This window comes from Psychrobacter sp. MES7-P7E, from assembly GCF_002863645.1.
Taxonomy (GTDB): domain Bacteria; phylum Pseudomonadota; class Gammaproteobacteria; order Pseudomonadales; family Moraxellaceae; genus Psychrobacter.
Window position 1 is genome coordinate 1 of sequence record NZ_PJBU01000117.1, and the last position, 20,594, is coordinate 20,594.

General features: G+C 42.9%; 13 protein-coding genes and 1 pseudogene. 8 read left to right on the forward strand and 6 right to left on the reverse strand.

Going from position 1 to position 20,594, the window contains the following annotated elements:
- From CXF62_RS14780 to CXF62_RS14170, 3 genes and pseudogenes are all read left to right on the forward strand, one after another.
- A pseudogene (locus CXF62_RS14780) lies at window positions 1-348 on the forward strand (hypothetical protein); the annotation flags it as partial.
- A 139-nt stretch (window positions 349-487) separates the two neighbouring features.
- The gene (locus CXF62_RS14165; protein WP_102094886.1) at window positions 488-5,821 is read left to right on the forward strand and encodes an SdrD B-like domain-containing protein; all 5,334 of its coding nucleotides are present in this window, start codon (window positions 488-490) and stop codon (window positions 5,819-5,821) included.
- A 155-nt stretch (window positions 5,822-5,976) separates the two neighbouring features.
- Complete coding sequence (locus CXF62_RS14170; RefSeq protein WP_102094887.1) at window positions 5,977-6,753, forward strand: hypothetical protein; 777 nt, start codon at window positions 5,977-5,979, stop codon at window positions 6,751-6,753.
- A 115-nt stretch (window positions 6,754-6,868) separates the two neighbouring features.
- Here the strand turns inward: CXF62_RS14170 and CXF62_RS14175 are convergent, their stop codons facing one another.
- From CXF62_RS14175 to glpK, 4 genes are all read right to left on the reverse strand, one after another.
- Complete coding sequence (locus CXF62_RS14175) at window positions 6,869-7,561, reverse strand: TetR/AcrR family transcriptional regulator (protein ID WP_057759404.1); 693 nt, start codon at window positions 7,559-7,561, stop codon at window positions 6,869-6,871.
- 236 nt (window positions 7,562-7,797) lie between these two features.
- Window positions 7,798-8,820 carry an endonuclease/exonuclease/phosphatase family protein gene (locus CXF62_RS14180; protein ID WP_102094888.1) on the reverse strand — a complete coding sequence of 341 codons (1,023 nt, stop codon included), beginning with the start codon at window positions 8,818-8,820 and terminating at the stop codon, window positions 7,798-7,800.
- Between the two features lie 266 nt (window positions 8,821-9,086).
- Window positions 9,087-9,590, reverse strand: a complete 504-nt coding sequence (locus CXF62_RS14185) for a hypothetical protein (RefSeq protein ID WP_102094889.1) — start codon at window positions 9,588-9,590, stop codon at window positions 9,087-9,089.
- Between the two features lie 247 nt (window positions 9,591-9,837).
- Window positions 9,838-11,448 carry a glycerol kinase GlpK gene (gene glpK / locus CXF62_RS14190; protein ID WP_102094890.1) on the reverse strand — a complete coding sequence of 537 codons (1,611 nt, stop codon included), beginning with the start codon at window positions 11,446-11,448 and terminating at the stop codon, window positions 9,838-9,840.
- 507 nt (window positions 11,449-11,955) lie between these two features.
- Between glpK and CXF62_RS14195 the strand changes: the two genes are divergently transcribed.
- The 5 genes from CXF62_RS14195 to CXF62_RS14215 all read left to right on the forward strand — a co-directional run bounded on the left by CXF62_RS14195 (window position 11,956) and on the right by CXF62_RS14215 (window position 18,332).
- Window positions 11,956-13,614, forward strand: a complete 1,659-nt coding sequence (locus CXF62_RS14195) for a TolC family protein (RefSeq protein ID WP_102094891.1) — start codon at window positions 11,956-11,958, stop codon at window positions 13,612-13,614.
- 102 nt (window positions 13,615-13,716) lie between these two features.
- The gene (locus CXF62_RS14200) at window positions 13,717-14,583 is read left to right on the forward strand and encodes a YihY/virulence factor BrkB family protein (protein ID WP_102094892.1); all 867 of its coding nucleotides are present in this window, start codon (window positions 13,717-13,719) and stop codon (window positions 14,581-14,583) included.
- Window positions 14,584-14,631: 48 nt separating this feature from the next.
- Window positions 14,632-15,831 (forward strand): HlyD family secretion protein, encoded by a 1,200-nt coding sequence (locus CXF62_RS14205; RefSeq protein ID WP_102094893.1) that lies wholly within the window; start codon window positions 14,632-14,634, stop codon window positions 15,829-15,831.
- 3 nt (window positions 15,832-15,834) lie between these two features.
- Window positions 15,835-17,142: an ABC transporter permease gene (locus CXF62_RS14210; RefSeq protein WP_102094894.1), complete on the forward strand. Its 1,308-nt coding sequence runs from the start codon at window positions 15,835-15,837 to the stop codon at window positions 17,140-17,142.
- Entirely contained in the window at window positions 17,142-18,332 is a 1,191-nt protein-coding gene (locus CXF62_RS14215; RefSeq protein WP_102094895.1) for an ABC transporter permease, read from the forward strand. The genes CXF62_RS14210 and CXF62_RS14215 overlap by 1 nt, the downstream gene beginning before the upstream one ends.
- Window positions 18,333-18,433: 101 nt before the next feature.
- Here CXF62_RS14215 and sthA read toward each other — a convergent pair whose 3' ends face one another.
- Window positions 18,434-20,083: a Si-specific NAD(P)(+) transhydrogenase gene (gene sthA, locus CXF62_RS14220; protein ID WP_102094896.1), complete on the reverse strand. Its 1,650-nt coding sequence runs from the start codon at window positions 20,081-20,083 to the stop codon at window positions 18,434-18,436.
- Between the two features lie 100 nt (window positions 20,084-20,183).
- Window positions 20,184-20,585: a DUF4377 domain-containing protein gene (locus CXF62_RS14225; protein WP_101205439.1), complete on the reverse strand. Its 402-nt coding sequence runs from the start codon at window positions 20,583-20,585 to the stop codon at window positions 20,184-20,186.
- Window positions 20,586-20,594: the final 9 nt, after the last annotated feature.

Sequence of the window (20,594 nt, forward strand, 5' to 3'; positions counted from 1 at the left end):
GATAGTGGTGAAACATTAGTAAATACCCAAATATCAGCAATTCCTGGGCAATGTGTCATCTATCAAATCGTAGCGGAAAATAATTCATCTTCTTCAGCAACACCGACAGGCTTAGGCTTTAGTATTACAGATCTAATTATTTCAGATGAACTAGCTAAGTTCACAGGTAACGCTATTTATAAAGATGATGCTGTAACCACTACTACTGGTGGCACTATAACAACAACAGCTACAACCTCAGGTGGCTTCGTTACAACTACTGTCAATCCGCTAACTCCTAAAGGTACAGCAACTTTACAGTTTTCAATTCGTATCAAACCTAATGCTGCGACAGTAACACCTAATTAATCTTATAAGGAATTCCAAATTCTACAAGCATCAAACGATGCTTGTAGGACTCCTCTAGCTTGACCTAGTTATTTTAAATTAGACAAGCTAGAGAATCTCTACCCTTACCCTCACTGATATTTTATTGGATAAGCGACATATGACTCTATCTACCATGACACCGTCTAATCGTACTGCATTGTGTTCAGCAAAGATCTCTGCGCTGTCATTGGCAATGTTGCTTATGCAATCAAATATCGCGATTGCAGCTGATGCAGCAAACCCTAATCTGCAAATCATTAACAATACTGCAAATGCTAATTATAACGTCAATAACCAGACTGACGTCACAATATCTAGCACCTCAAACCAAGTACAAGTCAAAGCCTCAGACCTTCCTGAATACGGTATTAAACTCACTCAACAGCCGTTACTCACCGTTATGCCTAACGCCTTGGTCAACTGGGTAAACGTCCTAAGCAATACCAGCTATAGCAACCAGACTGTTGAGCTAACATTGGCTGTATCGCCAACGCTCTCAAACTTAAAAGTCTATCAAGATTTAAATAAAAACGGCGTCGTTGATAGTGGTGATACTGAAGTTATTTTCGATAATTTAAGCGCACAAATCAAACTTGGACACAGTGAAAGTATCCAGTTTATCGTGCAAGCCTTATCAGATGTTAACGGCAAAAGTGGCGATACTGCAGATATTAAAATTGGCGCTGTCGTTCTAGAAGACCCATCCGTATCGAGTGTCAACGCGATTGATAGACTGATCATCGTTGAGCCTGAAATCAAATTTACAACGCTTAAGTTTGACGAAAACAAAACCACCTCGCAAATCGATGAAAATGTCTATATCGATGCCAGCTATGCGCAGTGTAACGTTCAACTAGATAAGCCAGATCAAGTATGGGTCACGATTACCTCTTTGTTGACGGGTGACAAATACGCATTGAAAGCGATTGAGACGGGCAATAGTACTGGTAAATATCAGCTATCAGCACCAACACAAAACAATGCCAACGCTGTCAATGACAAATTTATTCAGACTCTAGCAAATGATACGTTGACTGCAAGTCTAGACGCCTGTATCGCGCCTTCTGTCGGCACTGGCGCTGAGCAGCTACCAAGCGAAGGTGACTTCACCGTACGTATCGATGACTTAGATACACAAATCAATATCGTCGATGATAGCCCAAGCTTAGTCGTCACCAAAGAAAGCGACGTTAAAAGCGCTGAATTTGGTGATTATGTTAGCTACACCATTAATATCACCAATAGTGGCAACTCTACCGCTTACGATGTGCAACTAAAAGACGCCCTACCACGTGGTTTTGCTTATGTAGATGGTAGTGTACGTGTCAACCAAACTACTGATATCAATATCGACCAAGCGCAAACCACTGAGTTTAAAGCTGATGGTAAATATCAGGTGCTAAATTTAGGTAATATGGCAAATGGCGAAAGTAAAAAAATCACGTATCGTGTCTTAATCGGTGCTTCATCATTAGGCGGTGATGGCATCAACCGCGCGACTGCCGTTGCTAGCAATGAACAAGGTAAAAGCTTAGTTTCAAGAGAAGCACAGTGGAAGATTGAAGTAGAGCGCGGCGTCATGAATACTGATGGCATCATCATCGGTAAGGTCTACCACGATATCAACCGTGACGGCATTCAACAAAAAGAAGATGGCGAACTTGGCGTTGCAGGCGTGCGTATCTACATGGAAAACGGTAACTTTGTCGTGACTGATCCTGAAGGTAAGTATAACTTCTATGGTGTCAGTGCCAAAACTCACGTCTTAAAAGTTGACCGCACCACCATCCCTCACTCAACCGAGATGGTCACCCAAAGTAATCGCAATGCTGGTGATGCTGGCAGCCGTTTCGTTGACTTAAAATATGGCGAATTACATCGTGCCGATTTCGGTATCGTGGTCGGTATGGGCGATAGCACTGAGCGTTTGAATACGGAGCTTGTCGCTCGTAGCAAATCAGTAAGCGCTAAGAATGGTAGCCTTGAGCAAGCAGTAAAAACCGAGCTAACCCTAGATCCTGACTACAATCGTGACTACGATGATAATGTAGACGCCAGTGGCTGCAACATCAATGGCGACTTAGATCTGGGTAGCAACTGTGACTCTGCTATCGTCAATGAGATAATCAATCCAGCCGCCAATCGTGTTGATATGACGGTAACCACTGTTGCTCCACCAGTAGAAAAAGAGCTTGAAGAATACTTAAAAGAAGTGGCTAATAACGATGTTACCTTCATTAACTTAAATGAAGGTCAGCAGCTTAGCACTTATAAACAAATGGTCCAAGTTCAGGCACCACTAGGCAGCAGCTTTACCCTTTATGCTAATGGCAAAGCCGTATCAGAGCAGCAAATCGGTAAAACTGCTGAGCAGAAAAAGCAGAGTGTTGTAGCTTTCGATTACTATGCTGTTGATTTACAGCGCGGCAAGAACACCTTGCGCGGTGTGGCAACTGACGTCAATGGCAAAGTCATCTCTGAACAGACGATCAACGTCTTGACGCCAGATAGCTTGCAAGCGATTGACTATCGTACTCAAGATAGCTTAGTCCCAGCCGATGGCATGAGTGAATATCAAATCGTCATCAGCCTAAAGGATCGTGATGGTCGTCCTTATGTCGCCTCTACGCCGATTACTATCGATACCAATATCGGCCGTATCAACCTAAAGGATGGTAGCCAAGACAAGGCCGGCACTCAAATTACTGTTTCTGGTGGTGAGCTGTTAATACCCGTAACTGCACCTAGCGTACCAGGTAAGGGCGAGCTAGTAATTGACACAGGTAGCAGCAAACAAATCATTCCGTTACAGTTTACTGCTCAACTACGTCCACTACTTGCTGTTGGTATTGTAGAAGGTGCTATTTCACTAAAAGACTTTGACGGCAGCAGCATCACCGATGCTCAAGGTGCATTTGAGCAAGAGCTAAATGACTTTGCTGGTAATGATGATTACACAGCTTCTGGTCGTGCTGCGATGTTCCTCAAAGGAAAAGTACGCGGCGACTATCTGCTAACGCTTGCATATGATAGTGATAAAAAAGGCGAGCGTTTGTTCCGTGATATCGAGCCGGGCGAATATTACCCTGTCTATGGCGATTCATCAGCCAAAGGCTTCGATGCGCAATCTACTAGCAAGCTTTACGTGCGCCTTGATAAAGGTCGCTCGTTCGCTATGTATGGTGATTTGAAAACTCAGATTGATGATGACGAAGGTATCAAACTTGGTCAATACAACCGTACATTAACTGGTCTAAAAGCTCAATTTGAAGATAGCAATACTCGTGTTACTGCCTTTTTAGCAGAGACCAGTACTAGCCAACGTGTAAATGAGACTCGCGGTTTGGGCATTTCAGGCCCATATCCATTGGCTGAGAACTTCGATGCGGTATTAGAAAACTCTGAAACGGTTGAAGTTATTACTCGTGATGCCAACAACCCTGGGTTGATTATCAATCGTGAGACGCTTACTCGCTTTGCTGATTATGAGATCGACCCTATCAGCCGTAGCTTATTCTTGACGGCACCAATTGCTAGTCAGGATATCGAAGGCAATCCTATCTATATCCGTGTCACTGTAGAAGTTGATGAAGGCGGTGAAGATTATTTGGTCGGTGGTATTGCCGCGAAGCAGCAACTAACGGATAAAGTCGCCATCGGTGGTAGCTATGTGAATAGCGATGACCCATTGAACAAAGAAGAGTTGGCTAGTGTTAATAGTGTTGTTAAATTCAATAATAAGCTAAAGCTGGTCGCAGAATATGCGATGAACAAAGCTGAGAACCCAAATTTTCAGTCAAGTAATCAAATCAACGCGACAGAATTGACTGATAGTGATGTTGAAGGTAACGCACTACGTATTGAGCTTGATTTTGATAATAAGAAAAATACGCTTGCCAAAGCTTATTATAATGATGCTGATGAAGGTTTTGCCACTGGTGCATCACCGCTTACTGCTGGACGTACTGAATCTGGTGTAGAGGTTACTCATACTCTAAATGATAAGCAGACTGCTCTTAAGTTAGAAGGCATACGCACAGAAGAGCATACTACTGACGCTAGCCGCGAAGGCGTGCAAGCAAGCGTTGAGCATCGTTTAAGCGAAAACATCGTTGGTGAAATTGGGGTTCGTTATTACAAACAAGACGCGACTGCTGCCTCACGTAATACTCAAGCCGCGACAGACGTTGTAGATATTACAGACGACACTTTGTTTAATGATGACATCATCAATCAGTCAGCATTAAGCAGCGTTAGTAACGCTGAAGAAGATATTGAAGGCACGACTGTTCGCGCTCGTATTACCTCTCGTCTACCTAAGTTGAATAATAGCTTGGTATTTGCAGAGTATGAGCAAGATATCGAAAACAGCTCACGTAATGCGACTTCTATCGGCGGTGAGACAGCACTTGGGGACTTGGGTCGTCTATATGCTCGTCATGATTTGATTAATAGCCTGTCTGGTACTTATGGTCTTGATGATACAGATGAGCGCCAACGTACCACTATTGGTTTTGACGCGACTTACATGAAAGATGGTAAGGTTTATAGCGAATACCGCATGCGCGATGCCATTAGTGCACGTGAGGCAGAAGCAGCTATTGGTCTAAAAAACAAGTGGTATGTTCAAGAAGGTTTAACCTTAAACACTTTATTTGAGCGTGTTGAATCTCTGGAAGGTGAAGAAAGTAACACTGCAACAGCGGCAGGTATCGGTGTTGAATATCTTGCAAAAGAGAATTATAAAGCATCAGGACGTTTTGAAAAACGTTGGGGTGAAACAAGTGATACGCTACTTGGTAGTGCTGGTATCGCCTATCGCTATACTGATGAGGTTACCTTCTTAGCCAAAGACATCTACTCACGCACTGACTATAGTGATGGCGATCGCACTATCAATCGTTTTCAGCTAGGTGCTGCATATCGTGACTACGATAGCAATCAGTTAGATATGCTTGCAAAATTCGAATATCGTTTGGATGATAATAATACTGGCGATGACGCTTACCAAAAAGACACCATGATTTGGTCATGGAATGGTAATTACCATCCTACGCGTCCGTTGACGTTGTCTGGACGGTATGCTGGTAAGTATACAGAATACGAAGCAGATAGCTTAACTAGTAATAATACGGCTCACGCTGTTTATGGCCGCGGTCTTTATGACATCAGTGAGCGCTGGGATATTGGTTTACAAGCAGGTACTTATTGGAATGATCAAGCAAATGACTTGGCTTATATGCTTGGTGCAGAAGTGGGTTATAGCCCAATGACCAATCTTTGGTTATCACTTGGTTATAACTTCATGGGCTTTGAAGATGAAGATATTGCTTATGACGACAGTACTCAGCAAGGTGCTTACTTTAGATTGCGCTTTAAGTTTGATGAAGACTTATTCAAACGTGAAGACCCACGTAAGAACCAACGTCTGAGCAGCAATTCTGCATTTTAATTGATTGATACTAATGACACTGTCGTAAGTACAATCTTATGACAGTATCATGATTGTCTTATGACAAATTATTTTGTCATTCAGTAAACAATTAAGTCAGCCCTAGTAATGGTAAATAATACCAACGTTTATTACCTTAACATAAGGTTTACACCATGTTTGATTCAGCCATCAAAGCAGCACCTTTCAAGCGCTCAGTATGCGTTACACTGTCAGCTTTATTTTCGTTAACCTTTATGCAGCCAGCTTTAGCTAAGAGTGAGACTGTCCAAGTAGCTAACTCAACTAGCATGGGTGAATATTGCCGCGATGATAGTCAGACTCAAACACGCTCTTATAGATATCAAAGCGAACAGCAGCGCCTATTAAATTGTATGGTAACGCAGTTAAAACCTTATCAACAAAAAGACAAGACAGTAGCTCAACAGTATTTCGCATATAAAGCGCAAGCGTGGTTGAACTATGCTATTCATCAAGACAGTATGAATAGCCGCTCATCCGCGGGTCAAGTTGCGTTAGAAATGGCAGAGCCTATATTGCAAGCGCTAGATAATGACACGGTACAAGACTTGGGCTTGCATCAAGATATTCCGTCTACCTCTGCTCTAATGCGTCCTGATCTATGGGCAACTTTAAGCGCACTTAAAGATGGTGATGGCATAGCGTCAGCACCACGTGAGATGGCATTTAGTGAAGTGGCTTTAATTTGGGCTGCAACCAATCAATGCGCTCGAGGCTGGCGCGAATCTGGTATGCATTTTCGCATGGCTGATCGCTGGATTGAACAAGCTCGCGAAGCTTACGTCAATGCAAATGACTCACAGACCAATGTAGCGCTAGAGAAGTCAATAGTCAGTTATCATAAGCAGTACTCGCCTTTAGACGCGAGCGATGATATTTGCCGTGGACAAGATTTGACATCTAATCGTTAAAAAATAGCTGTTTTATTAGAGATATTAATCTCTATTATTTCTAATCTTATGCTAAAAATTAGACGAGAAAAAGCCGACATATTTGTCGGCTTTTTTATGTTTAAAGTAAGCTCAATTAGCGGTTTTTACGTGGTAGCTTTTCTGGTAGGTAACAACGTAAATAAGCAATAAATGCTGTATTTGCTTCTTGGATATACTCTTCAGTAATACTCTGATGACGGCGATAAGACAACGTAAAGATAGCATTTACGATGCTATAAGCAATCAACAAGGTATCTTGGATATCATGGAAGTTTGGCATCTCATAACGCTCTGACAAACGCTTATAGACCAGATCAACAATTTGATGATCCATATCTTCACCAAAACTGTCACCTTCAAAATCAGGTGTATTGGTGTCATAGATAAGCTTGGCTTTTGTCTCATCGTTATGGAATATGGTAATACAACGATCGATAAGCGCCGTTAGATACCCTTGCCATCTATCATAGTTACCAATATCGACGGTCTCTACCATCTCTAATATTTCAATCGCATTCAAAAAACGCAATGCTAAAAAGATTGCTTCAATATTAGGGAAAAAATGGTAAGCAGAAGCTCTTGGTATGCCCGCTTCTTCACACACAGCTGCTAACGTAATATCGTTAATAGCATGCGTTTCGCTCAATTTTTTGGCACCAGCCAATAGTTTTTGACGACGTGCACGGCCTTGTTGGCTAGTAAACTTAAACTTATTAGGTACAAGCTTTTTTGCCAATTCCGAATCTACCAACACATCTTCAATCTTTTCGTCTTTGTTATCACTCATTGTGAATCTCTTAATGTTGCGCCCTATTTTATAAATATAATCTTCATTGAATAGTATTTATCCTCAAATAAAGGATGATGACTGTCAGCTAAAATATAAAGCCTGTATGGTCACTACTATGTTCAATGCAAAGGCATCATAAACGCTTGTACATTATCAAGCAAGGGACATGAATAGGTTAAAAAACAATACTACGATCAGCAATTTAATAGAGCTAACCGTCTAATTTTATAAAGTTAATCATTGAGTTTTATTTTCGCCCTTATAATACCATGATCAGTGACTCTATCGGCATAGTCCCACTTCAAATGATCATTAAAATAATCAACTCGTTCGACATAACCGAGCGAAAACTTACTATCAGGCAAGAACTCTTCTGAGACAAACAACTGGTCAATAACTTCTGGCATACCTTGATATATATGGGTATAGGCAACATCCTTCATCCAGCCATATCGTGCTTGAATACGAGCAGCATCAAAAAGTGCGACATCACGCATACTTTTATCATAATTAACTTCCCCAGTTTCTGTCATCAACTGAGTAGTCACGCTACCTGTAACATCATTCATATCGCCCAATAGGATCAATGGTTCACGGGTATGTTGCAATCGCTCTATAATAGACATACGGATAGAGGCCGCTTCTGCCGCGCGCATACATAAACTACGAAGCTTGGCGCGAACTCGAATATTTGGATCGTCCATGTCTTCTAATAGGTCACCATTTTCGTCGCGTAAGAAAAAAGCACGTTTGCTTTTTAGGTGCGCTGTAATAATTGTAATGGGCTGCCCGTAGGCGTCAACACGTAACACTAATGGAGGACGGTTGAAGCGTTGATAGGGACCGATATCAGGTACATCAATAATGGCTTTTGGTGCTATATCTTCTAGCAAACTGGTTTCTAACTGCTCAAATCTGCTGATAATACCGACAGCAGGTGTATTCTGTGCACCCATGCCTTTGGTATATATACTCGCGCTATCATTACTTGCAAGTGGAATGACCGCATGCTCGGGCTTGAAACCTAGTGAAACAGCCAGCGCCTCTAATGCATCACTATCCCAAACCTCTTGTACTGCGATAATGTCAGCATGCGCTTTAGCCAATAAATCTGTAAGACCTCGCAGCTTATGTTCGTAGGTTCTATCATTATAAGCTGGCACATTTTCATAATAAGTTCGATTAGGGTTCGCAAGGTTCAGCAGGTTTGCCGTTGCGATATAAAACTGTTTATGACCTTCAGTGTTATTACTCATATATTCCCCATCGTTCTCATTATTATAGTACATAATATTCACGTATATGTATACGTTGCAAATTTTATGCCTAAAAAAACTCCCAAAGCTAAACTTTGGAAGTTTTAAAATAACATATATGTAGATAGGTAACTCTATTAATAGAGCCGAGAAAACAATCGAGCTGTATTGTGCAATAAAATAGTAATCTCATATACTAGCCAATTACTAATCCGCACGTTTACTAGGATATCTAACATACAGCTCCATGTACTACCTATCGTTTATTATGATACACGGTGCCATGCATCACGTGATGCTTGACGCGCTTCGTTCCATTCCATACGAGACTCACCCTTCACTTCGTGCCATGAGCGCTCTAAATCTGCCTCATGATCTTCAAAACGTGCATCTACTGGATAACGAGCACGGTTTGCGTAACCTACTGCATAAGCTGGGTGCATATCGCGATCGAAGTCATACCCTTCTTTAAAGTAATCGGCGTTCGCGTATTCTGCACGCCAGTACGCTTCTTCATGCGTTGGATCAATAGCTTCTGCTGCTGCATGACCTGCGCCGCCACCAACGATAGCACCAATAGCACCACCAATTAGCGTACCTAATGGACCTGCCATTGTGCCGATAGCTGCACCTGCCGCTGCACCGCCAATACCTGTCCCTACTGGATGTGAACCTGGCTCACCGGTAATGATGTCTGCGTTTAAATCTTCTTTTGTCTCTTTTGACATATGTTTTACTTCACTGCGATCGATAGCATCATGGTTACTCATAGTATTGTCCTTAAATTATTTATTATTTATTGAATTATTTATTTGCTAATTATTAGCGGTCTTACTAAATCCAATTGAAGTATAGAAATTTATAGGTAAGGACAGATAGGCCGATTTTGTAAACTGTGTCCGTATTGCGATTATCTTGCGTTACAGCCTGTATCTTTATCACATTTGTGTACGGCAGCCTCATACTTTGAGTAATTATAAATGTACTATCACAATAAATTTACTAAGTAAATCAATCTTATAACGGCATTAGAGACCTTTTGATAGCTTGTTGCCATTTAGCAAGATGTCGCTCACGAGTATCAGCCGACATACTTGGTTCAAACACGCGATCTACCTGCCATGAAGCTTTCATTGTCGATTCATCATATAGCCCAGTTTTCAGACCTGCGAGTAGTGCCGCGCCCTTTGCCGTAATCTCTGTATCTCTAGGACGTAATACCGGAACACCCAACAAATCTGCTTGGAACTGCATGAGTAAATCATTATTTGCAGCGCCACCATCTACTCTCAGCTCAGTCAAAGGATGAGGGCTGTCCTTTTGCATAGCGATAAGTACATCATAGGTTTGATAGGCAACGGCCTCCAATGCAGCGCGAGCAATATGGGCCTTAGTAGTGCCGCGGCTCATACCAGTGATGCTAGCGCTAATATCCGAACGCCAGTAAGGCGCGCCCAATCCAGTAAAAGCAGGTAATAGAACAACATCTTCGCTACTGTTTACTTGACGGGCTAGGTCCTCGACGTCACTACTCTGCTGAATCATACCCAAATTATCACGTAGCCATTGAACGATAGCCCCTGCCATAAAGACACTGCCCTCTAGAGCATAAGTGACTTCCTTTTTGGGCGGTTGTAGCATGCGTTTGCCTGACTGTACGATTTGATCAAATGACAAATTGTCTGGACGAATTGGTGAGGTTTTACGTTGCCATGCGATGGTGGTTAGCAGTTTATGCTCACTCAATTTTGGCTGTTGGCCAATATTCATCAGCATAAAACAGCCTGTACCGTAAGTGTTCTTAGCCATGCCTGCATCAAGACAACCTTGCCCAAAGAGCGCTGCTTGCTGATCACCCAATACTGCTTGAATGGGTATTTGCTTTGCAAACAGACCTTTTTTGGTTTTGCCAAAATCACCGTCGGACGATAGTACTTTAGGCAATATATTCATAGGTATAGTAAATCGGTCACAAAGTGTCTCTGACCATGCCAGCTTATGGATATCGAATAACAATGTACGAGAAGCATTGGTCACATCGATGACATGCTCCCCGCCTGTGAGCTTATAAATCAGCCAACTATCAATGGTACCGACCGCTATCTCACCTTTGCTGGCTCGTACACTAAGTTTCGGATTGTTTTCGAGCAACCAAGCGATCTTACTGGCACTAAAATACGGGTCTAAACGCAGGCCTGTAATACGCTGAACTTCATGTGCCATGTTGACGCTCTCAATGCTCTGATGCACAGGGTCATTCATACTATTGCTAGCGCTTTCAGCAGCAAGCGTCTTACAGTAATTTGCGGTACGCCTATCTTGCCAAATGATGGCGGGAGCCAGTGGCTTACCAGTTTGCTTATCCCACATCACAATCGACTCACGCTGATTGGTAATCGCGATACTGGTAACGTCAGTGGCAAGCAACCCTGCCCGATTAATAACATCATGTGCACAGCTAATCTGAGTTTGCCAGATCTGCTGTGCATCTTGTTCAACGAATCCAGCTCTTGGTGTTTGCAGCGTCGTTGGCTGTTGTACCATTTTGATAGGACGCGCATGATCATCGTACAATATCGCTCGACTCGATGTGGTCCCTTGATCCAACGCTAAAATATACCCTGCCATGACACATCCTCTGCTAATATTGTTTATTCTGTTTGATAGCCATTTAGTGACTATTCATTGACTGATTGAGCATTTTCTATTTGTTAATTACTGCCTAAATTTTTCATAATGAGATTAAAAACAAAATCTAACTAAAAATAAATTGCTTGAATTGAAAACGTCTTGTTGGCTATGTTGTTACTTATAAACAGATATTTAAAAATTAAATCAATCCTCTATCATACCGCTACTGGTCGCACAATAGAAAACGGCAAAATACTGAGCATTGACCCGTCACCATTGTGGCTCTACAGTGTACCTCTTATGACGAATAACCGCTTGTTAGCACTTTTAATATAGACGTATTTTTATATTAGAATATGAATGATTTATTTAAGCATCATTCTTTCGCTAGCTAGCAAATAGTCTATAATAGTTCAGCAACTTTATATCCTGAGCAATGAAACCTATCGGTGCTGTTCCTTATTTTATAATACCTTACATTCTAATTAATGGCTTATGTGACTTATGAAATTCATTTTATCAGCGCTACCGACTGCTATGATGACAGTTGCAGTCATGAGCGTGCCTGTCATGACTTACGCAAGCACTGACGCTGACAGTATAGAAGTGTCAGATGATGTTACACCAGTGGCTGTGACACAAATCATAGATGCTAATAGTCTGACTGAGAATGATAAACCAGCTGTCGCGCCTTTTCATACAGTACCAAACCCTCAAAACGTTGAGTCGCAGGCACTGTCTACGCTTGTGGACCCTATTACACATAAAACAGTCGATAACAGCTACGCACTAGACGTCTCAAGCTTTTTGAGTTTAGAGCAAGCGCAAAAGCTGCTGGTACAAGTATCACCTAAAATTGCTGCCAATCAAGCAGCGATTGCTGCTAGCGAATACCAAACTGACGCGCTCAGAACTATCGACAATCCGCTCGTATTTGCTCGAGTATCTGCCAGTGCCTATCATTTAGATGAGGATATAGATTTATCTTCTCTCAGAAGCGGTATCGTCAACGAAGTAAACAATGGCGTAGATAACATAGTCCCTCCTACAGCAGACCTACCAGACTTTGGTGAGCTGGTCGGTGAGCGTATTCCCGACTCTTATAACTTCAAGCGCTCAGGCTCTACGTCGGGTGCAGGTCTTGGTGTCGTTTGGCCTATTTATACTGCTGGGCGTACAGACGCATTGACTGGCGCCTCGGATGCACGTACACAAGAAGCGATGGCTGATAGCGTACTGGATAAAAATGAGCTTTATAATACGTTAATTGAGCGTTATTTTAAGGCACAGCTAGCGATTATCGCTGCTTACTTACGAGAAGACGCTTACGATACATTGCAACAGACCGACCATATGGCCGAGCGTCTGTTTGAAGAAGGTTTTATCTCACGTGTCGATAGACTAGAAGCACAGTCAGCGCTTGCGGATGCCAAGAGTGAATCCGTCAATGCGAATAATGACGCGCGCCTAGCCATGATTGCGCTACAGCGTCTACTACGTACCGACTACCGTATTAAACCGACCACGCCATTGTTTGTCTCTAGTCGCCCTCTACCAGATGTGAGCTATTTTCAGGACTTGGCACTAAACAACCATCCCGGACTGCAAAAAGTTGCAGCCAAGCGGGCACAGGCTCAGCAGTTACATGCGCTATCAGATACGGGCTACAAACCTACGGTATTACTATACGGTTATGGTCAGGTAGAGAAAGATCCAAGCTGGGTCGCTGGTATATCTGCCAGTTGGAAACTATGGGGCGGACTCGATAAAGCCGCATCGCTAGCATCCAGTAGTGCCAAAATACGTCAGGCCGATCTCTCTGAGATTGAAGTTAGTGACAATTTATTGCTACTGGTAGAAAAAAACTGGCACGATGTCAATAATGCTCAATCACGCTATCAAGCATTACAAAGTAATGTTGATTTGGCAGCAGAAGTATTACGACTACGACGCTTAGGATTACAAGAAGGTGTAAATACCACCGTTGACGTAGTGCAAGCACAAACGCAATCGCTGAAGGCACGTACCGAGCAAGCACAGGCTGCTAATGACTATGTACAGTCACTGGCTGCCCTTATGCAAAGCTGTGGTACGCCACTTGCTTTTAATGCTTATCTCAATGCCGCTGACATTCAATTGCCTACTTTATATACTGAGCAATGATTTGATGTGAGAAACCATAAGTCGTGCTGATAAACGCTTTGTATTACCATAAAGCCGATATCGAAAATACTATTACCAACCCTATTACGAACAGCTGCTTTTATGAAAAAATTGACCTCTAAATCGATAAAAAACTGGCTACAGACGTTACTAGAAACGTGGCGTATTGCCAATAACTCTAATGTTTGGGCGCATTGTGCAAGTGTAGGTTTCTTTGGATTCTTATCAATTTTTCCCGTAATGGCTGTGTTTGTCCTGCTTTATGGTCTTGCGTTTTCTCCTGCTGAGATGCAAGAGCAAATCGCGCTTTTGAGTCAGTTTATACCTGATACAGTATATGAAGTGCTCAACTCCCGTCTGAGCGAGTTGGTTTCTACAACCACGTCTGCCCTGACTTTCAGCTTGCTTATATCGTCCTTGCTCGCACTTTATGCGGGCTCCAAAGGTATCAAATCTTTAATTATTCTTATTAATCTTGCGTTTCATATCACTCAAGAGCGTAGTTTTGTACAAAGCACGATTCGCGCAGTTGGTTTGACCTTTGCAGCAGTAGTCGTATTGATTATCGCAGTCTCTTCTATCGCGATTATTCCCTTGGGAGCCGCCTACTTCCCTTTCCCTCAGATAGCAAAGACGATTGCGCTTTGGAGCAGGTGGCCCATATTGACAGGTATCATATTCTTAAGCTTTTTGGGTCTTTATCGTCTAGCCCCAAATCGTGATGCTGTTGCCCTCAAAAAACTAATGCCGGGCGCTGCGCTGGCAACGGTTTTATGGATTATATTGTCCATCTTATTTTCAATTTATGTGCAAAATTTTAATAACTATAGTGCTGAGTTTGGCGCGCTTTCAGCTGCTGTGGTCATTATGCTATGGCTCTATTATTCAGCATTTATCGTCGCTCTTGGTGCTATTTTCAATTCTGAAGCCATAGACAACGCCAAGCCTTATGCGTTTCGAGTGTACTAGTAATAAACCCTTTATTTTCAACTTTGTTGCTTTAGGAATCTCATTGTCATGACAGAATTACCACGCGAATCAGACGACTCAAATAAATCAGCTGATGCAACCGAGTCAGTGACTTCTCAAGATACACAAAACTCAGTCGATCCTGTAGAAGACGTGTCTGATATTGAACCAGAGCAACCGACACCTACTTATAATCGTAGGGCCTCTAAAACTGACAAATCTGCGCGTATGAAAAAAGCACTACTTGCCCTATTCATACTGATTGTCCTTGGTACGATTGCGTACGGCTTATACAAAAGTAATGCGCATAGCGAGCCAGAAGTTATTACGCTACAAGGGCAAATGCAAATGCAGCAAACGTCGATCGCTGCAAAAGTACCAGGGCGTATTGCTCAAATTATGGTAACAGAAGGTGATACGGTAACAGCAGGTCAGCAATTGGTTGAGATGGATTCGCCTGAGATTAATGCCAAGATTAATCAAGCACGTGCTGGTAAGCAAATCGCGCAAAGCCAATTAGACAAAGCAGAAAATGGTGCTCGCCCGCAAGAAATCGCCCAAGCAAAAGCCGCTTGGCAAGCCAATAAAGCCGCGTCTGACTTGGCAGAAAACACCTATCAACGTGTCAATCGCCTTTACGAAGAAGGGTTGATGGCGCGACAAAAGCGCGATGAGGCGTATGCTCAATATCTTGCTACTCAAGACCAAACCGAAGCAGCCCGCTTACAATATGATTTGGCGCTAGAAGGCGCACGTACTGAAGATAAGTCAGCGGCCACTGCACAAGTCGCACAGGTCGATGCAAAACTCGATGAAGCGCTAGTAGCAAAAGAGGAAGCGAACCTAAGAAGTCCTATTGCTGGTATCGTCGATAATGTCATTGTGAGTGCTGGAGAAGTCATCGGTCAAGGGGTTCCGCTCCTGACGTTGGTGGATACCACTGACCAATGGGTAGTACTTAACGTCACTGAGTCTTATTTAAATCAATTTGCTATTGGTCAGACATTTACCGGTACTATCCCAGCGCTGTCATCAGCGGATAAACCTTATACAAAACAGTTTACCGTCTATGCGACATCGACCCTATCAGACTTTGCCACTTGGCGTCCGACCAATAACGATGATGGTTTTGATGTGCGTACTTTTGAGGTAAAGGCACGACCATCTAAGCCCGATGCTCGTATCCGCTCAGGTATGAGCGTGGTCGTACGTATCAACCCTACTCCTGTCAATCAGAACCAAGAGTAAGCCATGCACTTGACTAAGTTAAGTGAGGCTTTTTTACGCAGTGCAGCCTATGAGCGCCGTTTTTTGGCAAAAAATCACTGGGACTTTAGCATGGTGGTATGGATACCACTGGCAACGGTGCTGCTAATATGGTGGATATTTTCACAGACTCAAATTACCGATTTGCCTATCGGAGTCATCGATCAAGACAACAGCGCTGTTGCCAATACTGCCGTCCGTTACTTAGAGGCCAGTCCTACTTTGACAGTCAGACAGCTGTATTACTCCCAAGCGGATGCAGAGGCTGCCATTTTACAGCGCGATATTTATGCTGTGGTCATTATCCCAGAGGATTTTTCTCGTAATATATTATCGAGCCAGCCTGCTCCGTTGACTTTACAAGTCAATGCACAGTACGGTACGCACTCTGGTATTATTCAGGCAGGTGTCCAAGCAGTCGCTAGTACATTATCCGCAGGTGTAGAGATTAAGCGATTGATCAAACAAGGCGTAGCGCCATCACAAGCGATGACGGCTTATGCGCCTATCAGTGTGCAGCGTATTAGCTTATTCAATGCTGCAACCAATTATCAGCAGTTTTTGGCATCGACCGTCATACCTGCCTTGTTACATATATTGGCAATGGTCATTGGCGCGACCACGATTGGCCGCGAGTTACGTGATAAGAATATCGGTCGCTGGTACCGTTTTATTGATACAGGCAAACCTAGTCTAACTTTATCTAAAGCCTCAAAAACGACAGCTTCGCTATCAACCAAACAAAATAGCAGCTATAACAAAGCATCATCGAATGCAAAAATGCCCAATTCGGTCAGCCTATCAGTTTTAGTATTTGGTTTATTGGGTAAATATTTTTGGCCTATACTGGCATATAGCTTGTGGTCAGCGTTGATATTGTGGCTAGCAACGTCCAATCAGAATATCAACATCATGTCTCTTATGGCAGTCTATGCTGGGTTTCTGTGCCTAATGGTATTGTCGTTTTGGCTGGGTGCTATTTTTACTTTGAATTCTTTTTCATTACGTATGGGTCTATCGACTACTGGATTTATTTCAGCGCCTTCTTACGCCTTTGCCGGTGTTACTTTTCCTTATATTGCGATTAGTGATAGCGCGCAATATTGGTCAAATGCCCTGCCGCTAACGCATTATCTCAAACTCCATATTGCACAGTTACAAATGCAAGCACCGATCGCCATATCGCTACCTATCGTCTATGGCCTCATGCTTGCAGCCATAATAGCGCTAATACTTGCGGCACTATTAACCAAACGCGCATTGGCGCATCCTGAACGTTGGGGAGCACGCTAATGTCTGCACAATCAAATAATACACACTCAAAAGCTACATCAACCGACACTCCGGCATCACACAGTTTTTGGAGCAGCTTTATTCAAACTTTCAAAGACGTCTTTGGCGATAAAGGCGTACTTTTGATGTTGATTATTGCCCCTATTATCTATGGGTTTTTCTATCCTTGGCCTTACTCGTCTGAGGTGGTCAATCATGTGCCAGTAGGTATCATTGATCATGACAACAGCAACTTATCGCGTACTCTTGTTCGCTATGCGAGTGCTAGTCCATACCTAGATACTGAACGATTTATCAATGAGCAGGCGGCCAAAGAAGCCATATGGTCAGATCAAATTGCAGGCTATATGGTGATTCCAGCTGGTCTCGAAGAACAAGTTCAGTCCGGAGAACAAGCACACGTTAGCGTACTGGGTAATGGCGGTTATTTTATTTTAAATAAAAACGTCCAATTGGGATTTTCTCAAGCAGTAGGTACGGTATCCGCAGGCATCAAGGTAAAGAAAAGCATTGCTAAGGGCGCCTATGCACCGACTGCAGCACAGAATACACAAGCTGTGCCATTACGAATTATGCCACTGTATAACCAAACCGAGGGCTATGGTGCTTATGTCGTACCTGCTGTCTCTGTTATTATTTTACAGCAGACACTTTTGATGGCGACTGCGATGCTGATTGGCACATGGTATGAGCAGCGCCGTCACAGTACGAGTGTACGTGGCTGGTTGGGACGTATTGGGGCTTTGAGCTCACTTAGTTTTATCGTTGGCTGCTTTTATTATGGGTGGGCGTTTGAGCTACATCATTATCCACGCGGACAAAACATGCTTGGTACGCTGCTATTTTTGGCACTATTTTGTCCGACAGTCGCAACGCTCGGCTGCGTGCTCGGATTATGGTTCCGGCAGCGTGAGCGCAGTATGCAAATATTAATTTTTATCTCCTTACCAATATTCTTCTTAAGCGGCTACCCTTGGCCAGCAGACCAATTGCCTCAAGTATTACAAGTAATACGTTGGCTGGTACCGACCACGCCTGCAATCAATACCTCTGTGCAGCTTAATCAAATGGGTGCCAGTGTCTCTCAAGTCGCTATAGGATATTACGCATTAGCTGGCTTATGGTTGCTCTATTTTGTTTTATTGCTATTTTTACGAAAGCGTACTCCGCAAAGAAAAGCCTATTTATAAATCCTCAAATTAATTAAATCTATGAGCATAAAAAAGCGCCTGCTACTATATTATTAATAGTGCAGGCGCTTTTTTATTTATACGATATAAATAGCGGTGGTTTAAAAGACTCGGTTCAAACCGTTCAATGCTGCCACACGATACGCTTCTGCCATCGTTGGATAGTTGAAAGTCGTATTTACAAAGTACTCAAGTGTATTGTTGCTCTTGCACTTCATCACTGCTTGACCGATATGAATAATCTCTGAAGCATGGTTACCGTAGCAATGGATACCTAGAATTTCTAACGTATCACGATGGAACAATATTTTTAATACGCCCGAACGTTCACCGATAATTTGGGCACGTGCCAGATGTTTAAAGAACGCCTGACCCACTTCATATGGGACTTTTTCATCCGTGAGCTCTTGCTCTGTCTTACCGATACAAGAGATTTCAGGAATCGTATAGATACCCGTCGGTACACTAGATACTGGCTCAGCATCACTATCACCAACCATAAATGCGGCAGCACAGCGACCTTGGTCGTAGGCAGCAGAGGCTAGTGATGGCCAACCGATTACGTCACCAGCAGCATAGATATTGTCGACGTCCGTACAGTAAGTATCATCTACTTTTAGCTGACCGCGGCCGTTTGCTTTTAACCCAATGGCTTCTAAGTTCAAGCCTTCGGTGTTACCTGAGCGACCATTTGACCAAAGAATGGCATCAGATTTGATGCGCTTGCCGCTCTTTAGGTGCAAGACTACATAATCATCATGAGTTTCTAGATGATCAATCTCTTCGTTACTACGGATAAGTACACCGAACTGTCTAAAGTCATGCGCGATGGCATCACTGATTTCGCTGTCTAAGTAATTGAGCAACTGATTTTGGTTATTGATTAGATCAACTTTGTAGCCAAGACCAGTAAAGATAGATGCATACTCACAGCCAATCACCCCTGCACCATAAATGATGATTTTTTTGACTACATAATCCATTTGCAAGATTTTGTCAGAGTCAAAAACGCGTGGATGGTTAAAGTCTAAAATCTCAGGACGGTAAGGACGACTACCGACAGTAATGATGGCTTTATTGAAAGTGATGGTTTCGTACACATTTTCATCGACTTCAATACGTAGCGTATGTGCGTCAATAAAACTTGCCCAACCTTGAATGACTTCAATACGGTTGCGCTCATAAAAACGTGTATGGGTACTGACTTGACGACGGATAACTTGACGCGCCTTGGCCAATACTTCATTTAGCGGTACTTGCTTATATTCCATCGCCTTGGTAAACATTGGATCGCGGCGGAAGTTAATCAAGTTAAATACAGATTGGCGTAGTGCTTTACTTGGAATCGTACCGACGTGAGTAGAGTTACCCCCTACTTGATCACGTGGATCGACGACGACAACTCTTTTACCAGATTTAGTCAGCTTCATAGCAGCGGCTTCACCAGCAGGCCCCGCCCCTAAAACAACGGCATCATACTCATACTCATGGTCGTCACTTTTTAGACGACGAGAGTCTTTGGTAAAGCCAGACTTAATATCGATTCGTGTGTCATCGAGCGGATTCACTAAGTCAGGATGATGCATGACATCATCAGTCACTTGCTCGTGAGTCTGCTCTATCTTTTCTTTTTTGTTCTTACCTTCGGTATGTTCAGGGCTTGGCACGTGTCCGCTAGATTTATTTGATACTTCGGTATGAATATCTTTACCAGTATCATTGGTCTCGTCGCTTGCACTTTTACTTACCATGATGTCCTCTTTATATTTATTTATCGAGTAAATGTTTGAGATATAAATGAATCAATATATAGCTGAGTTAGTATCATGTAGATAAATGAATACCGCCCTACTAAGGCATGCCCACCATACGTTGTGACAATATGTTTTGCAATGTCCAATGACCAGTGGCGCTCTGTTGCCCTTCATCAATCTGTGGGCGGGCGCTAATAATGTACTCTGTACCAAGGGTTGGTTTGAAGTCATCGATCCAGTCGTAAGGAATCTGAAACACGCTACCGTCTTTAGATTTAGCAAGCAGGCACTGCATTGGCAGTTCTGAGGCACAGGCCACACGGTTTGGCATGACGGTCAGTGTCTGTGCTTCACCCAATACGATACTTGGAATATAGCGCGGCTCAGGTACTGGATCCTTTGCAAATGGTGATGTTTGACAAGCACTCAGTAAAGTCGCTGCACTGATTAAACCTGCCAGCAACAACGATGGCTTTATAGATTGATAGGCTGAAATCATAATATTCTC

What these genes read in the sequence shown, in the direction of transcription:
- CXF62_RS14165 (WP_102094886.1), top strand. Translation starts at nt 488, where the DNA reads ATGACTCTATCTACCATGACACCGTCTAATCGTACTGCATTGTGTTCA.
- CXF62_RS14170 (WP_102094887.1), top strand. Translation starts at nt 5,977, where the DNA reads ATGTTTGATTCAGCCATCAAAGCAGCACCTTTCAAGCGCTCAGTATGC.
- CXF62_RS14175 (WP_057759404.1), bottom strand. Translation starts at nt 7,561, where the DNA reads ATGAGTGATAACAAAGACGAAAAGATTGAAGATGTGTTGGTAGATTCG.
- CXF62_RS14180 (WP_102094888.1), bottom strand. Translation starts at nt 8,820, where the DNA reads ATGAGTAATAACACTGAAGGTCATAAACAGTTTTATATCGCAACGGCA.
- CXF62_RS14185 (WP_102094889.1), bottom strand. Translation starts at nt 9,590, where the DNA reads ATGAGTAACCATGATGCTATCGATCGCAGTGAAGTAAAACATATGTCA.
- glpK (WP_102094890.1), bottom strand. Translation starts at nt 11,448, where the DNA reads ATGGCAGGGTATATTTTAGCGTTGGATCAAGGGACCACATCGAGTCGA.
- CXF62_RS14195 (WP_102094891.1), top strand. Translation starts at nt 11,956, where the DNA reads ATGAAATTCATTTTATCAGCGCTACCGACTGCTATGATGACAGTTGCA.
- CXF62_RS14200 (WP_102094892.1), top strand. Translation starts at nt 13,717, where the DNA reads ATGAAAAAATTGACCTCTAAATCGATAAAAAACTGGCTACAGACGTTA.
- CXF62_RS14205 (WP_102094893.1), top strand. Translation starts at nt 14,632, where the DNA reads ATGACAGAATTACCACGCGAATCAGACGACTCAAATAAATCAGCTGAT.
- CXF62_RS14210 (WP_102094894.1), top strand. Translation starts at nt 15,835, where the DNA reads ATGCACTTGACTAAGTTAAGTGAGGCTTTTTTACGCAGTGCAGCCTAT.
- CXF62_RS14215 (WP_102094895.1), top strand. Translation starts at nt 17,142, where the DNA reads ATGTCTGCACAATCAAATAATACACACTCAAAAGCTACATCAACCGAC.
- sthA (WP_102094896.1), bottom strand. Translation starts at nt 20,083, where the DNA reads ATGGTAAGTAAAAGTGCAAGCGACGAGACCAATGATACTGGTAAAGAT.
- CXF62_RS14225 (WP_101205439.1), bottom strand. Translation starts at nt 20,585, where the DNA reads ATGATTTCAGCCTATCAATCTATAAAGCCATCGTTGTTGCTGGCAGGT.